Source organism: Pseudomonas sp. VI4.1, from assembly GCF_002029345.1.
Taxonomy (GTDB): domain Bacteria; phylum Pseudomonadota; class Gammaproteobacteria; order Pseudomonadales; family Pseudomonadaceae; genus Aquipseudomonas.
On record NZ_MULM01000171.1, the window covers coordinates 38,991 to 54,658 of the forward strand.

At 62.1% G+C, this 15,668-nt stretch carries 10 protein-coding genes and 4 pseudogenes; 3 read left to right on the forward strand and 11 right to left on the reverse strand.

The genetic code is table 11. The features are described 5' to 3' along the window. The first annotated feature begins 86 nt into the window (after nt 1–86). A complete protein-coding gene (locus BZ163_RS22915; protein ID WP_128872712.1) occupies nt 87–2,624 on the forward strand; it encodes a PAS domain-containing protein in 2,538 nt (845 codons plus the stop codon). A 92-nt stretch (nt 2,625–2,716) separates the two neighbouring features. Next, nucleotides 2,717–2,992 (forward strand): peptidylprolyl isomerase, encoded by a 276-nt coding sequence (locus BZ163_RS22920; RefSeq protein WP_007898282.1) that lies wholly within the window; start codon nt 2,717–2,719, stop codon nt 2,990–2,992. A gap of 129 nt (nt 2,993–3,121) precedes the next feature. Here BZ163_RS22920 and BZ163_RS22925 read toward each other — a convergent pair. The 10 genes and pseudogenes from BZ163_RS22925 to BZ163_RS22970 form a co-directional block, all read right to left on the reverse strand. After that, nucleotides 3,122–4,053, reverse strand: a pseudogene (locus tag BZ163_RS22925) (sugar kinase). A 59-nt stretch (nt 4,054–4,112) separates the two neighbouring features. After that, a pseudogene (locus BZ163_RS22930) lies at nt 4,113–5,329 on the reverse strand (amino acid deaminase). A 39-nt stretch (nt 5,330–5,368) separates the two neighbouring features. Further along, nucleotides 5,369–6,134, reverse strand: a pseudogene (locus tag BZ163_RS22935) (IclR family transcriptional regulator). Nucleotides 6,135–6,211: 77 nt separating this feature from the next. After that, nucleotides 6,212–6,601 (reverse strand): RidA family protein, encoded by a 390-nt coding sequence (locus BZ163_RS22940; protein ID WP_128872713.1) that lies wholly within the window; start codon nt 6,599–6,601, stop codon nt 6,212–6,214. A 29-nt stretch (nt 6,602–6,630) separates the two neighbouring features. Next, nucleotides 6,631–7,422 (reverse strand): amino acid ABC transporter ATP-binding protein, encoded by a 792-nt coding sequence (locus BZ163_RS22945; protein ID WP_128872714.1) that lies wholly within the window; start codon nt 7,420–7,422, stop codon nt 6,631–6,633. Further along, entirely contained in the window at nt 7,419–8,081 is a 663-nt protein-coding gene (locus tag BZ163_RS22950; protein ID WP_128872715.1) for an amino acid ABC transporter permease, read from the reverse strand. The genes BZ163_RS22945 and BZ163_RS22950 overlap by 4 nt, the downstream gene beginning before the upstream one ends. Nucleotides 8,082–8,090: 9 nt before the next feature. Continuing rightward, a complete protein-coding gene (locus BZ163_RS22955; protein ID WP_128872716.1) occupies nt 8,091–8,753 on the reverse strand; it encodes an amino acid ABC transporter permease in 663 nt (220 codons plus the stop codon). 51 nt (nt 8,754–8,804) lie between these two features. Continuing rightward, nucleotides 8,805–9,653, reverse strand: coding sequence for a transporter substrate-binding domain-containing protein (locus BZ163_RS22960; RefSeq protein WP_128872717.1), 849 nt, complete (start codon nt 9,651–9,653; stop codon nt 8,805–8,807). Between the two features lie 373 nt (nt 9,654–10,026). Continuing rightward, nucleotides 10,027–11,585, reverse strand: a pseudogene (locus BZ163_RS22965) (transporter associated domain-containing protein). Between the two features lie 407 nt (nt 11,586–11,992). Further along, the gene (locus BZ163_RS22970) at nt 11,993–12,859 is read right to left on the reverse strand and encodes a LysR family transcriptional regulator (RefSeq protein WP_128872718.1); all 867 of its coding nucleotides are present in this window, start codon (nt 12,857–12,859) and stop codon (nt 11,993–11,995) included. 165 nt (nt 12,860–13,024) lie between these two features. On the opposite strand from BZ163_RS22970, the gene BZ163_RS22975 reads away from it, so the two are divergent. Next, the gene (locus BZ163_RS22975) at nt 13,025–14,566 is read left to right on the forward strand and encodes an MFS transporter (RefSeq protein WP_128872719.1); all 1,542 of its coding nucleotides are present in this window, start codon (nt 13,025–13,027) and stop codon (nt 14,564–14,566) included. A 4-nt stretch (nt 14,567–14,570) separates the two neighbouring features. On the opposite strand, the gene BZ163_RS34935 is transcribed toward BZ163_RS22975, so the two are convergent. After that, nucleotides 14,571–14,735, reverse strand: coding sequence for a hypothetical protein (locus tag BZ163_RS34935; protein ID WP_168187396.1), 165 nt, complete (start codon nt 14,733–14,735; stop codon nt 14,571–14,573). Nucleotides 14,736–15,668: the final 933 nt, after the last annotated feature.

Genomic DNA, 15,668 nt, shown 5'->3' on the forward strand with positions numbered 1-15,668 from the left:
AAAATGACCCAAAACGGGACATCCAGCGTCTACCGCTGTGCAAGGATAGTAGACGCCGCCACACCGACTTAGTGCAGGACAATTTGATGAACGCATCACCGACCGGCAGCGATGCCCAGGCCTTGATTGCCAGGCTGGACTGGACATGCACTCCGCTGGGCCCCGCCATCACCTGGCCGCAGAGCTTGCGCACCGCCGTGGACATCGTGATTCATTCGCCGATGCCCATGCTGTTGCTGTGGGGGCCGCAACTCACGCAGATCTACAACGATGGGTTCGCCCTGCTGGCCGGCAGCAAGCATCCACACGCTTTCGGACAACCCACACACCAGATCTGGCCAGAACTCAAAGACTTTACCGACCCGATTTACAGAGCCGTCCTACAAGGACAAGTGCGGACCTACAGCGAACAGCGCTTCACCTTGCAGCGCGATGGCGATGATTCCGATTTCTGGCTGGACCTGACCTACAGCCCCATTCGCGATGAGAGCGCCCAGGTTGCCGGGATCCTGGTCACCGCCATCGAAACCAACGAGCGCCGCCGCATCGCCCTCGAGCTGGAACAGCGCTCGGCAGCCAGTCTCAAGGCCCAGCATGAAACCGAGGAACGCCTGCAACTGGCCCTGGCCGCCACCGATGCCGTCGGCACCTGGGACTGGGACATCAGCGAAGACCGTTTCATTGCCGACACCCATTTTGCCCAGCTGCATGGCGTCGACCCATTGCTCGCCAGCCAGTTGCCCATCAGTGACTACCTGCATGCCGTGCACCCGGAAGACCGCGCCATGGTCACCCGCGGCATCAAGCACTCCATTACCCACGGCACCGAATACGCCGAGGAATATCGCCTGCTGCAGCCCGACGGTCAGTTGCGCTGGGTGTTTGCCCGGGGTCGTTGCTACAAGGACCACCACGGCCGGCCCATCCGCTTCCTCGGTGCCGCCCTGGACCTGACCGAACGCAAACTCACCGAGCAGGCGTTGCGCCAGAGCCAGACCGAGTTGCAACTGATCATCAACGCCATGCCGATCCTGATCAGTTACGTCGACAGCGAGGAGCGTTTTCGCCTGAACAACGCCGCTTATCTGGACTGGTACGGCTTGACGCCCCAGGAACTCTACGGGCGCACGATTCGCGAGGTACTGGGCGAAGCAGCCTACACCCTGCGCGCCGGATACATCGCCGAAGCCCTGTCGGGTAAAGCCTGCTGCTTCAGCATCAGCGCCGCGCACCGTGATGGCAGCGCCCGCCAGGCGTTGATGAATTACCTGCCGCGCCACGGACCGGATGGCGCGGTGAATGGCTTCTACATCTTCGTGATCGACGAAACCGAACGCAAACAGACCGAAGAAGCCCTGCGCAATCTCAACGAAACCCTCGAAGAACGCGTCAGCGCCCGCACCCGGCAACTGGCCGAAGCCAATGAAAAACTGCTCAACGAGATGTTCGAACGCGAACGCGCCGAAGAAGCGTTGCGCCATGCGCAGAAGATGGAAGCGGTCGGCCAGCTTACCGGCGGCATCGCCCATGACTTCAACAACATGCTCACCGGGATCATCGGCAGCCTCGACCTGATGCAGCGTTACATCGCCGACGGGCGCACTGCGGAAATCGGCCGTTTCACCGAGGCAGCGGTGTCCTCGGCCCACCGCGCCGCCGCGCTGACCCATCGGCTGCTGGCGTTCTCCCGACGCCAGTCACTGGATCGCAAACCGCTCAACGCCAATGAGCTGATCCATTCCCTGGAAGACCTGCTCAGCCGCACCAAAGGCGACCATATCGAGCTCAAACTGCAACTGGCCGAGGACATCTGGCCGGTCAGCACCGACGTTAGTCAATTGGAAAACGCCCTGCTCAACCTGGTGATCAACGCCCGGGACGCGATGCCCGATGGCGGTCAATTGCTGATCGAAACCGCTAACGTCTATCTCGACGGCAGTGACATCACCACCCTGGAGCCGGTCAAGGCCGGGGATTACCTGATGATCGCCGTCAGCGACAACGGGACCGGCATGACGCCGTCGGTGCTGGCCAAGGCCTTCGATCCGTTTTTCACCACCAAGCCCATCGGCCAGGGCACCGGTCACGGATTGTCGATGATCTACGGTTTCGCCCAGCAATCGGGCGGCCACGTCAGCCTGTTCAGCCTGCCGGGCCAGGGCACCAGTGTTCGCCTGTACTTGCCGCGGCTGTACGTCGCAGTGCCGGACCCTGCCGTATCACCAATCGCCAGCGAGGCGCCGGCGGCGATTGCCGGTGAAACCGTGATGCTGGTGGAAGACGATCCGGCGGTACGCATGCTGGTGCTCGACCTGCTCAACGAGCTGGGCTATCACGCCCATGAAGCCGAAGACGCGAAGGCCGCCCTGCCGTTGCTCGAATCCGACCTGCGGGTCGATCTGCTGGTGACCGATGTCGGGCTACCGGGCATGAATGGCCGGCAACTGGCGGAAATCGCCCGTCAGCACCGGCCCGACCTCAAAGTGCTGTTCATGACCGGTTATGCGGAGAAAGCCGCCGAACGCCAGGGTTTCCTCGAAGAAGGCATGGACATGGTGGCCAAGCCCTTTTCCATCGACCTGCTGGCCAACAAGATTCGCACGATGATCGGTCAACCCGAGTGAGTTGAGGCATAATCGCGCCCCCCCAGGCTGGCACCAACATAGCCACCTACATAGCCACCAACAGCCACCACCGTTGCAAGGTACCTGTCCCAATGAAAGCTCAAGCCCGCCATATTCTGGTGAAAACCTCGGAAGAAGCCGAGCAGCTCAAACAACGCATCGCCAAGGGTGAAGCCTTCGATGTGCTGGCCAAGAAGTACTCCACCTGCCCGTCCGGCAAGCGCGGCGGCGACCTGGGCGAGGTGCGGCCCGGGCAGATGGTTGGCGTGATCGACGCGGTAATCTTCAAAAAACCGCTGCGGGTGGTGCATGGGCCGATCAAGAGCAAGTTTGGCTATCACCTGGTGCAGGTGTTTTATCGGGATTGAGCGGTTGGCTTGAGGGCCCCTTCGCGGGCAAGCCCGCTCCCACAAGGTTTTTGGTGTGGCTACATCACCATTCCCTGTAGGAGCTGGCTTGCCAGCGAACCGACTGCGCAGCAGGCGGCCATCCTCCACTTATCTTGGAATCAACGCCCCCGGTACCTGAATCACCCGACCCGCCAACCGATGCCCGGCCTCGGCCGCCTCGACCGGACTGCCACCCTTCAACCGACTGGCCAAATACGCCGCACTGAATGAATCCCCCGCCGCCGTAGTATCCACTACCCGCTCGACCACCTGCGCCGGCACTTCAAACGACTCGCCATCACAGCGAATCAAACACGCCTCGGCACCGCGCTTGAGCACCACTTCCGGCGTGCCGACCTGCGCGTAGGCGGCAAACACCGCCGCGCAATCGGCAAAACCAAACAACGCCTGCTCATCATCGACCGTGAGCAACGCCAGGTCGACATATGGCAGCATGCTGCGATAGGCCGCGCGCGCTCCTCGATCGAGACCCACAAGCGTGGCCGGTAGTTGTTGTCGAACACGATCCGCGCATCGCGCTGCCGGGCCTCGATCAGGGTTTCCCGCAACTTCTCCCGCCCCAGCGCACCGAGTACCGCCAAGGTGATGCCGCTGAAATACAGCACGTCGTAATCCGGCAGCGCCGCCAGGATCGGCGCGGCGGCCGGAGTGGTGAAGCAATCGCGCACGGCCGCCTCATTGCGCCAGTACAGAAATCGGCGCTCGCCGGCAGCATCGGTCTGGATGCAATACAGGCCGGGCAAACGCCCGGGCAAACGCTGGACCATGCCCAGGCCAATGCGTTCGGCGGCCCAGCTCTGGCACATGGCATCGCTGAAGCTGTCGTCGCCCAGGGCCGTGACGTAATCCACCGTGCCGCCCTCGCCCAGGGTCCGGGACAGGTAGACCGCCGTGTTCAAGGTGTCGCCGCCGAAGCTCTGCTGCAGGCTGCCATCGGCGCGTTGCTGCAACTCGATCATGCATTCGCCGATCAGGGCGATGCGCGGGGTGTGGGGGCCGAGTGTGTTGATGGTGCTCATGTTGTGGGGTCTCTGGTGTCTCTATGTTGTCTGGTAGGCCGCCAACGCGGTCTCAAGCCTTAGAAACAGGTTTCCATGGTCTCGATGACATTCAGTTGCTCATCCACCAGGCACCCGATACGCCACTTGTCGAACGTCAGGCACGGATGGGAAGTCCCAAAGGAAATGATATCCCCCACTCGCAACTCGACCCCCGGCGCCACCGTCATGAAGGCATGTTGGTCCATGACCGCCGTCACCTTGCAGGCGCTGACATCTTCACCCGTCGCCGGCACCGCACCCGCCTTGTAGCGCAGCAACGGCACCGGCAGGCCGGCGTCATAGGCCACGTCGCGCTTGCCCAGGGCGATCACCGCAAACCCCGGCTCCGGCAACGACTGCACATGCGCCCAGACTTCCAGCGCCGGGCGCAGGCCTTCGTGCAGGTCGCTGCGACGGTCGAGTACGCAGCACTGAGCTCTTTATAGATGCCGTGGTCGTGAGCCACATAGCTGCCGGGACGCAGCACGCTGAGGAAACGTCCACCGGCGTTCTGGGCTTCGAAGGATTCGGCGATCAAGTCGTACCAGGCCGAACCCGAGGCGGTGATGATCGGCTTGGCGACGGCGAAGGCGCCGCTGTCCTGCAGCTGCACCGCCAGGCGTACCAGAGAGGCGGCGAACTCGCGGATGCCAGTCACTGCATGATCACCGTGAATCACCCCTTCGTAACCCTCGATCCCGGTCAGCGCCAGGGCCGGCTGCGCGGCAATGGCCGTGGCCAGCGCGAGGACTTCCCCTTCGCTGCGGCAACCACAACGACCACCGACCACCCCGTACTCGATCATCACATTCAGGCGCACGCCGCGGGAGGCGAAATACGCGCCCAGATCAGCGACGTTGTCCGGGTGATCGACCATGCAATAAAAATCGAACGCCGGGTCTGCCAGCAGATCGGCGATCAGCGCCATGTTCGGCGTGCCGACCAGCTGGTTGGCCATCAACACCCGATGCACCCCATGGGCGTAAGCCGCACGGGTCTGGGTGGCGCTGGCCAGGGTAATGCCCCAGGCACCGGCGTCGAGTTGGCGGCGGAACAGCGCCGGCGTCATGCTGGTTTTACCGTGGGGCGCCAGTTCCGCGCCGCTGTTGCTGACAAATGCCTGCATCCAGCGAATGTTGTGTTCCAGCGCCTCGCGATGCAGCACCAGCGCCGGCAGGCTGACGTCGCGCACCAGGTTGGCACCCGTGTGGGCGAAGCCCTTTTCCACGGCGGCAGTATGTTTGGCAGAATACATGGTCGAACTCCTCACATTCGCGGCCGCGAGCAGCCACGGTTATTCGTTGATGCGACGGGCCAGGCTGTTGGCGCTGTCGATCAGCACCCGGCGATAGTCGTTGTAGTTGTTCCTGGCATCGGCCCGGGGGGGCGACGATGCACAGGGTCGCGATGGCCACGCCGCCGGGGTCTTTGACCGGAGCGGCGAAGCAATGGGTAAAGGTGTCGGCGACGCTGTCGAAGGAGAAGAATCCATCGATGCCGGCCTGGCGGATTTCCTTGAGAAACTGTTCCAGCGGCAAGCGCTCGCCGTTGGGCAGGACGAAGTCGTCAGGGTCGATCAGGTCGACGATGGCCTGATCGCTCAGGTGCGCCAGCAGCAGGCGCCCCGAAGCGGTCCAGGGGATCGGCGCGTTTTCGCCGATGTCCGAGGAAATGCGGAAATGCCGCTCGCCCTCCTTCATCAGCGCCACCGTGTATTTGCGCCCGTTGAGCAGGCACATCTGCGCGGTTTCACGGGTCTGGCTGACGATCTCCTGCAAGGCGTGATCGGCCTCGCGGGTCAGGTCGAAATGCCGCAAATGCGCCTGCCCGAGGAAGTACAGCTGACGCCCGAGGTAGACGTGCCCGTCCTTGCCCACGGGCTCGAGAATGCGCCGCTCGAGCAGCGATGCGACCAGTTCGTAGACCGTGGATTTCGGACTGCCGATGCCACTGGCGATTTCATTCGGGCGCAGGGGCTGGCCGATCTCCTTGAGGAAATCGAGGATATCGAACGCCCGGTCCAGACCGCGCGCCCGGCGCTTGATGGTGTCTTCGGTCATGTCTTCAGGTTCCCATTCAATGTGGCCGGGAGTTTAACCAGAGTGCAGCGGCGACCGTGAGGCCGTCTTCGCGGATCTCAGGCCTTTTTCTTGTAGGCGATGCAGTCGATCTCGACCTTGCAATCCACCATCATGCTCGCCTGCACACAGGCACGAGCCGGGGCGTGTTCCGGTTTGAAGTATTCAGAGAAGACCTTGTTGAAACTCGTGAAATCCCGCGAATCCTCAAGCCACACGCCTGCACGCACCACATCTTCCAAGCCATAACCGGCTTCTTCGAGAATCGCGATCAGGTTCTTCATGGTCTGGTGCGTCTGCTCGACGATGCCGCCAGTAATGACCTCGCCGTCCACCGCAGGCACCTGCCCGGAAACGTGCAGCCAGCCATCGGCTTCAACGGCGCGGGCGAAAGGGCGAGGCTGACCGCCAGCGGCCGTGCTACCGGTGCCGTAACGAGTAATGCTCATGAGTGTTTCTCCTGATTGAAAATGAGTGTTTAAAACCGCGTGTTCTTGAGAAATTCCGCCAGTCGCGGCGATTGCGGGCGCTCGAACAGTTCCTTGGGCGGCCCCTGCTCTTCGATCCGCCCCTGATTCATGAACACGATCTTGTCCGAGACCTCGAAGGCGAAGCGCATTTCATGGGTCACCAGCAACATGGTCATGCCGTCTTCGGCCAGGCCCTTGATCACGTTCAGCACTTCGCCCACCAGTTCCGGGTCAAGGGCCGAGGTGACTTCGTCGAACAGCATCAGGCTCGGGTTCATCGCAATCGCCCGGGCAATCGCCACACGCTGTTGCTGGCCGCCGGACAACTGACCGGGGTAGTGGTCACGGCGGTCCAGCAGCCCGACCCGCTCCAGCCATTTTTCCGCCAGGGCCACCGCCTCGTCCTTGTGCAGCTTCTTGACCTTGAGCAACCCGAGGGTGACGTTCTGCAACGCCGTGAGGTGCGGGAACAGGTTGAACTGCTGGAACGCCATGCCGGTCATGGCCCGATGGCGGGCGATGACTTTCTCCGGATGGCGCACGCGCTTGCCGTTGACCTCGTCATAACCGATGGATGCGCCGTCGAGCAGGATCTGCCCGCCCTGGAACTCTTCGAGCATGTTCACGCAGCGCAGCAGCGTGGTCTTGCCCGAGCCGCTGGAGCCGATCAGCGTCACGACGTTACCGCGCTGCATCGTCAGGTCGACGCCCTTGAGCACTTCGAGTTGGCCGTACTGTTTGTGCAGGCCGCGGATGTCCAGCAGCGCTTGATTCTGTGTCGAAGCTTGAGCTTGTATCATGGCAAGGCCACCCGCTTTTCAATGTGCCGGCCGAGTAATTCGATGGCGTAGTTGATGACGAAAAACAGCAAACCGGCGAACAGGTAAAACTCCAGGGTCATGAACGTCCGGGCAATGATCTGCTGTGTGCTGAGCAGCAACTCGGCCACGCCGATCACCGACAACAGCGTCGAAGCCTTGACGATCTCGGTGGACGAGTTGACCCAGGTCGGCAAGATCTGCCGCAGTGCCTGCGGCAGCAGCACATAACCGAGGGATTGAAAGAACGTCAGGCCGATGGCTTTGCTCGCTTCCATCTGGCCACCGGGCAGCGCTTGCAAGGCACCGCGCACGATCTCGGCCACGTGCGAGCCGCAAAACAGCGTCAGCCCCAACGCACCCGCCTGGAATGCACTGATCTGCCAACCCAGCGCCGGCGCCATGTAGAAGCAGGCCAGCACCAGCACAAACACCGGCGTGCCGCGAATGACGTCGACGTAAAACCGAAACGGCGCGCGCATCCAGAACTTGCCGTAGGTCAGCACCAGACCGGCAACGATGCCGACCATCGTGCCCAGCAGAATCGCCAGGGCCGACACCTGCACACTGGTCAGAAAGCCCTGCCACAGCACTTCCCGCGCCACCCACAACTCATGCAACCAACTGGGGGATTCGTACATGGGAGCCTCCTATCGGCGAATCGCCAGACGTTGCTCGAGGTAACGCAGCATCATGGCAATGAGGTAACAGGCCGCCACATAGAGCGCTGTGGTCACCAGCCAGGTCTCGATCACCCGGTAGCTCTCGACATTGATCTTGCGCGCGTAATAGGTCAGCTCCGGCACGGCAATCGCCGCCGCCAGCGAGGTGTCCTTGAACAGCGAAATGAAGTTGTTCGACAGTGCCGGCAGCACATTGCGCAACATCACCGGCACCGTGACATAGGCTTTGACCTGCCACTCACCGAGCCCGATCGCCAACCCGGCTTCACGCTGCCCCTTGGGAATGCTCAACAGCCCGCCGCGGAACACTTCGGTCAAGTACGCCCCGGCATACAGCGAAAGGGTAATAATGAACGACGGGATCTTGTCCAGGCGAATGCCCAGGCTCGGCAAGGCGAAGTAGATCAACAGAATCAACACCAGGATCGGCGTATTGCGGATCACCGTCACATACACCGACGCCAGCACCCGCAACGCGCGATGCCTGGACAGCAAGGCAAACGCCATCAGCAGGCCGATCACGCAGCCGATGGCAATCGACACCAGCGCCAGCTGCAGGCCCAGGCCGAGCCCCACCAGCAAGGTGTCGAAATCGCGCCAGACGGCGGCAAAGTTCAACTGATAATTCATGGTCAGCAATACCTTGAGCGGGGCGCGCCAAGGCGCCCCACTCTCACGGGATCATTTGAATTCGACGGGGAAACCGATGACCGGAGTGGGCAGATCGACACCGAACCACTGCTTGAACGAGGCCGCGTAGGTCGGGAATTCAACGCCGGTCATGGCCTCGTGCAGGGCGGTGTTGACGAAGTTCAGCCAGTCCTGATCGCCGCGCTTGACCGCGCAGGCGTAGGTTTGCGGGCTCCAGGCGTAGGCCGGGCTGCGATAGCGCCCCTGGTTCTGCACCATCAGGTACTTGACCGACGACTGATCGGTCGCCGCGGCATCGGCACGGCCGGAGTTCACCGCCTGATACATCAGGTCCACGCTGTCGTACTGATCGACCTTGGCCTTGGGCAGCGCCTGGTGCACCAGTTCTTCGGCATACACGTTCTGCAGCACCGCAACGGTCACGCCGTCGCCGGCGGCCTTGAGGTCTTCGATCTCCTTGTACTTGCTGTTGGCGGGTAACAGCAGGCCGACACCTTCGCGGTAGTACGGCAGGGTAAACGCCACTTGCTGCGCCCGGCTGGCGGTCACGGTGATGAACTGGCAACTCATGTCGACCTTGTCGGTCAGCAGGTTGGGGATCCGCGCATCGGACGACTGCACCACGAACTCGATCTTGCTCGGGTCATTGAACAAGCCCTTGGCGACCATCCGCGCAATATCGATATCGAAACCCTGCAGCTTGCCGTCCGCCCCCTGGAAGTGCCACGGGGCATTGGTACTGCCCGTACCGACGATCAACTTCCCGCGGGCCAGCACACTGTCGAGCTTGCTGTCTGCAGCCTGGGCAACCCCCACGGCAGCAGCCGAAGCCGCTAAGAGAAAAACACACGCTTTGAACAAGGAAGGTCGGCGATGCATGGCAAGCACTCCAGGGTGATGTTTATTCCGCTATACCGGAATATGGTATGTAACAACGGAATAGACAGCAGAAAGTGTGCCACAGGTTGTGCGGGCGCTGTTGGGAAGTTTGAAAAGCGTTGGGAATCAGAAGGATGTATTCAAGCGCGAAAAAGATGTTACGAAACCCACAGGTCGGGAACGCTACCGATGTCTACGCAGGGCGGGTATCAGGGCCACATTTGGTACTCGAACCTGAGACATGCGTCGCTTGAAAGATTGCAATCGCGAGCAGGCTCGCTCCCGCATTTTGATCGCGTTAGCCAACACGACGGTCAAAATGTGGGAGCGAGACCGGCTTGCCGGCGAAGAGGCCTGCAGAGGCAGCGCTAAGTTACCCGCCGACAGGAGCCAGCAACACCCGCGTCACCCGCCGTTCCTCAACCGCCATCACCGTCAACCGCCAGCCTTCCCATTCATGGCTGTCACCGATCATCGGCAGGCGGTCCAGCACGCTTACCACCAACCCTGCGAGGGTCTGGTAGTCGTCGGTCGGTTCTGCCGCAAAGCCGGTGTGCTGGCGCACCCGCGCCAGGTTCAATGCGCCGCTGACCACGTACCCGCCCTGCTCTTGCACCACATCCGGACCTTCGATTTCGCTGGCATCGGGCAGTTCGCCGGCAATCGATTCGAGAATGTCGGTCATGGTCAGCACGCCGACGAAGTCGCCGAATTCATTGACCACGAAGGCAATGTGGGTCGAGGCCTTGCGCATCTGCTCCAGGGCATTGAGGATCGAGTAACTGTCCAGCAAGTTGATGGTCTTGCGCGCCAGATCCTCAAGGCCGGGTTCGTTGCCGGCCAGGTATTCCTTGAGCAGTTCCTTTTTGTGCACGAAGCCCAACGGCTCATCCACCACACCGTCGCGAATCAGCGGCAGGCGCGAGTAGGACGAATGCATCAGTCGCGTGCGAATGGTCTCGGCATCGTCGGCCAGGTCGATGTGATCGACGTCGGCGCGCACGGTCATCAGGGTACGGATCGGTCGCTCGGCCAGTTGCAGCACGCCGCTGATCATCACTCGTTCACGACGGTCGAACAGCTCCCCGCCAGGCACCTCGCCGTTGACCAGCATGTCGCGATGTCCTCGCCGACTTCCTCTGCCGCCAGTTGGCGACCACCCAGCATACGCATCACCGCGTGGGCCGTGCGTTCACGCATTGGCCGCAGGCCCTGCATGGACCGCTTGCGGCGAGCCCGGGCGACCTGGTTGAAGATCTCGATCAGGATCGAGAAACCGATGGCTGCGTACAGGTAGCCCTTGGGGATATGGAAGCCCAGGCCTTCGGCGGTCAGGGCGAAGCCGATCATCATCAGGAAGCCCAGACAGAGCATGATCACCGTCGGATGCGCATTGACGAAGCGGGTCAACGGCTTGCTGGCAACGATCATCAGGCCGATGGAAATGATCACCGCAATCATCATCACCGCCAGTTCATCGACCATGCCCACGGCGGTAATCACCGCGTCCAGGGAGAACACCGCATCGAGCACCACGATCTGCGCGACGATCGGCCAGAACATGGCGTAAGCCGTATTGGACGAGCGCTCGCCGACATGGCCTTCGAGTCGTTCGTGCAATTCCATGGTGGCCTTGAACAACAGGAACACGCCACCGAACAGCATGATCAGGTCGCGGCCGGAGAAGCTCTTGTCGAACACCTCGAACAGCGGCTGAGTCAGGGTGACCAGCCAGGAAATACTCGCCAGCAGGCCCAGGCGCATCAACAGGGCCAGGGACAGGCCGATGATTCGCGCACGGTCGCGCTGCTCGGGCGGCAGTTTGTCGGCAAGAATCGCGATAAACACCAGGTTGTCGATGCCCAGCACCAGTTCCAGCACGATCAGGGTCAACAAGCCCAGCCAGGCGGTAGGGTCGGCTATCCATTCCATAAATAAGTCTCGGTCTGTTCGGTGATTGTCAGAATGCCGGGCATGGCAAGGCGCGGCTCAGAGGCCGTGGGACTGCAATGTCGAAGCTGTTCGGAAGTCGAAAGACCGGGTGTTTCGCGTGCATCAAGAGCGCGAGGTAGCGCGAAGAGGAAGGATAACCGGGAGGCTCCAAGAGGGTGTTCATGCAAGTCCTGAAAGGAAAAAGGCCTTGGAGCGTACAGGTGAATGGGACTTTTCCTACAGTCTAAAATTATTACAAAATCTGTAAACCTCTGGACTTTCGTTGTTCCGACGGCCGCCTTCGCGAGCAAGTCGAATCGTCGCACCGCCGCTCCCACATTAGTCCGCGTTCTATCAAACAATGGGGATCAAATGTGGGAGCGGGCTTGCTCGCGAAGCTTTTGCTTTTAGCGGTTTTTAACCTGCTCGATATACCTCGCCACTGCCGCCGATTTTTCGAAGCGCCGATGAATCAACGACAACCACGAACTCGCCTCACACCCCTTGATTGGCCGGTACAGCACACCCGGCAAACCGACATGCCCGACCACCGATTCCGGCACCACCGCCACGCCTTGCCCCAGGGACACCAGGGCAATCACCGCGACCAGCCCGCCTGGCTGCGCCCCCAGCTTCGGCGCAAACCCTCCCTCGGCGGCAACTTGCAAGGTGCCGCTGACTTGCTCCGGCAGGATGAACGTCTCGTTTTGCAAATGCTCCGGGGCGATTTCCGGCAAACGACATAACCAGGACTCGGACGGCAGCGCCAGCACAAAGCCTTCCGCGTCCAGGCGAATGGCCTCCAGGCCTTCGGGCAAGGTCATGGGTGAACGCACATAGCCGATATCGAAACGCCCCTCCACCACCATCATCGGCAATGACGCCATGGGACTTTCCCTTACGTTCAGGCTGACGTCGGGACACTCGCGGCTGAAGGCTTGCACCTGTTTCTGCAGCAAGCCCGAATACACCGCCGACGCCACGTAACCCAGTTCGATATGGCCAATATCCCCGCGCCCGGCCCGCTGGGCATTGGACTGTGCGTATTCGAATTGGCGCACCGTTGCCTCGGCCTCGATCAACAGCGCGGCGCCGGCCTCGGTCAGGCTGACTTCACGGGTCTGGCGCACGAACAATCGCGTGCCGAGTTCGTTTTCCATGTCCTGGATCTGGCGGGTCAGGGTCGGCGGTGCGATACCCAGTTGCTCGGCGGCGCGGGTGAAGTTGCCTTGCCGGGCAACGGCCAGGAAATAACGGAAATGCCGTATGTCCATCGGTGTATTAGCTCAAAGGTAATGAAAACCCGTCAACCGGCTAACGAAGCCTGCATTCGGTCGCGATAAGCTCGCCAGGCAATCACAGTAAAGAGCCCTTGCCATGTACGTCAAACTGCTTATCGCGCGCGGATGCAATCACCTTGCCCAAAAGGCAATCACCTCATGAGCCGGGTCAGCCCTCGCCTGACGCTGCTGACGGCCTCCGGCGTTTGTGCGCTGATTGTCCTCGACACCAACATCGTCGCCGTCACCCTGCCCACGATCGCAAGGGACCTGGGCGCGAACTTTGCCGACATCGAATGGGTGGTCAGCGCCTACATGCTGGCCTTCGCCGCGCTGCTATTGCCCGCTGGAAGCATCGCCGACCGCTTCGGCCGGCAGAAAACCCTGCTCTGGGGCCTGGGCATCTTCATCCTTGCGTCCATCGGTTGCGGCGCGGCGCCCAGCGCGTTGTTCCTCGACATCGCCCGGGCGATCAAGGGCGTCGGTGCCGCCTTGCTGCTGACCTCGGCCCTGGCTTCCATCGGCCATACCTTCCACGATGAAGTGGAACGGGCCAAGGCCTGGGCGTTCTGGGGCGCCTGCATGGGGGTGGCGATGACCGCCGCGCCGACCGTCGGCGGGTTGATCACCGAATACATCGGCTGGCGCTGGATCTTCTACCTCAATTTGCCAGTCGGCCTGTTCCTGATGGCGATGGTCTGGCGTGCGGTGCCGGAATCTCGCGACACCCAATCCGCGCGTCTGGACCCTTGGGGCAGCCTGGCCTTCAGCGCAAGTTTGCTGTGCTTGATCTGGGGCCTGATCGAAGCCAACCGCATCGGCTGGAGCAACCCGCTGACCTACGCCCGGCTGCTCGGCGGCGCCCTGTTGCTGGGGCTGTTCGTGGTGATTGAACGACTGCAGCGGCGGCCGATGGTCGATCTGCAATTGTTCAAGCACCCGCGCTTTATCGGCGCACTGCTGGGCATGTTTGCCTACGCCGGTTGTGCTCAGGTGATGATGACCCTGCTGCCGTTCTACCTGCAAAACGGCCTGGGTTTCTCGGCCATTGCGTCGGGCCTGGGGATGTTGCCGTTCGCCCTGACCATGCTGATTTGCCCGCGCATCGGCGTGCGCCTGGCCAGTCGATTTGCGCCTGCGACCATGATGGCCGCCGGTTTGACCCTGGTCGGCAGCGGTAATCTGCTCAGTGCCTGGGCCGTCAGCAGCGGCGGCTACCTGCCCTTCGCCCTGGCGATTGCCGTAACCGGGGCCGGGGCCGGGCTGCTCAACGGCGACACGCAAAAGAACATCATGGCCTGTGTGCCACGGGCGCGCACCGGCATGGCTTCGGGCATGAGCACGACCATGCGTTTCAGCGCGATCGTGCTGGCCATCGGTGTGTTCGGCGCATTGCTGTCCAGCCATACCGAGCAGTTACTGCGCACCAGCCTGTCGACCCAGGATGCGCCATGGGTCGACCAGGCCCAAGGCATCGCCTCGCGGGTGGTGGCCGGCGACATGAGCGCCGCGATGAGCCTGTTGCCCGACACCGCACGCTCACTGGTAGAACCCCTGGCCCGCCAGGCGTTCGTCGGCGGTTTCAGCCTGTTGCTGTGGGTCGCGGGTTTGCTGGCCTTGCTCGGGGCGTTGGTGGTGGGCACGCTGATGCGCCATCCGATTCCGGCGCCGAAGGCTTTTTCCCTGGGGCTGGAGTCATGACCATTCAGCGTCCGGAAAAGCGCAGCCGCGACAACCTGCGCAAATTCCCCGCGAGGTAGTAGTCATCGGTCCAGCTGTCATCCGCCGCCAACGGCCGGACCTGCTTGAGCGCCAGCTTCTTCGCGAAGTAGCGAAAACGGGGTTGGCGGCTAGTACGCGCACGGTTCACTCCTGTGATGGGGTTGCTTGTTGGGCAGCGATGCGGGTCGATCGTGATTATCCAGCACCGAGTTGATGCCATCGCGAGCAAGCTCGCACACAGTTGAGCTGCGGCGTACATAAATCCCCTGTGGGAGCGAGCTTGCTCGCGAAGAGGCCGGTACAGGCAGCGCAAGACTCAGCCTGGAACCAGCTCGTCGATATGCCGATACTCGGCCTGCAAACCGGCAGCCAACACCTTTGCCCGCCCAAGCCGGATCGGCCCTCGCTCAATGTCGATCAACAGCCCCGGACAATCTAGGGTCGGCAACATCGTGAAGTCTTTCAATCGGCCATCGGTCACCAGCAACAGTCGCTGTCGCTCCGCCGGAAAACGCTTCCGGCGGGCGGCCAGCCAGCGGCCCGCCTCACCCAGCGCGGCCAGTAACGGCGTGCCGCCACCCGCGCCGAGGCCCTCCAGCCAGGTACGCAACCCGGCGGATGCCTTCAACCCTTGCACTTGCCATGTCGGTGCCTGGCCGCTGGCGGTCAGCAAGGCCAGGCGCGCGCGCTGGCGGTAGGCATCGTCGAACAGTTGCGCCAGCAGGCCCTTGGCATCGCTCAACGCCTTGATGCGACGGGTCGAGGCCGAGGCGTCGACGATCACCAGCCACAGTTCATGGGGAGAACGGGTACGCAGGTGGAACAGCACGTCATCGCGCTTGCGCGGGCGGCCACCCAGCAAGGTGCCGGGCCAGTTGATCGAGCCGGTGCGGGCCGCATGGCGCTTGCCTTGCTTGCCGTGGTCCAACCGTCCGGCGCGGGGCCTGGCATTCGCCCCCGCGTCAGATCGAGGGCGAATGCCTAAGGCTTTTTTTGGCCAGCTCGGCACTTCACGGCGGGCACCGACCGGCAATGCCTGGGCGGGCATTTCGCCCCATTGGCCCTGGCCTTCCCCAGGATT

Bases quoted from the DNA above. Each gene is read 5' to 3' on its own strand.
- BZ163_RS22915 (WP_128872712.1), top strand. From the start codon at position 87: ATGAACGCATCACCGACCGGCAGCGATGCCCAGGCCTTGATTGCCAGG.
- BZ163_RS22920 (WP_007898282.1), top strand. From the start codon at position 2,717: ATGAAAGCTCAAGCCCGCCATATTCTGGTGAAAACCTCGGAAGAAGCC.
- BZ163_RS22940 (WP_128872713.1), bottom strand. From the start codon at position 6,601: ATGAGCATTACTCGTTACGGCACCGGTAGCACGGCCGCTGGCGGTCAG.
- BZ163_RS22945 (WP_128872714.1), bottom strand. From the start codon at position 7,422: ATGATACAAGCTCAAGCTTCGACACAGAATCAAGCGCTGCTGGACATC.
- BZ163_RS22950 (WP_128872715.1), bottom strand. From the start codon at position 8,081: ATGTACGAATCCCCCAGTTGGTTGCATGAGTTGTGGGTGGCGCGGGAA.
- BZ163_RS22955 (WP_128872716.1), bottom strand. From the start codon at position 8,753: ATGAATTATCAGTTGAACTTTGCCGCCGTCTGGCGCGATTTCGACACC.
- BZ163_RS22960 (WP_128872717.1), bottom strand. From the start codon at position 9,653: ATGCATCGCCGACCTTCCTTGTTCAAAGCGTGTGTTTTTCTCTTAGCG.
- BZ163_RS22970 (WP_128872718.1), bottom strand. From the start codon at position 12,859: ATGGACATACGGCATTTCCGTTATTTCCTGGCCGTTGCCCGGCAAGGC.
- BZ163_RS22975 (WP_128872719.1), top strand. From the start codon at position 13,025: ATGAGCCGGGTCAGCCCTCGCCTGACGCTGCTGACGGCCTCCGGCGTT.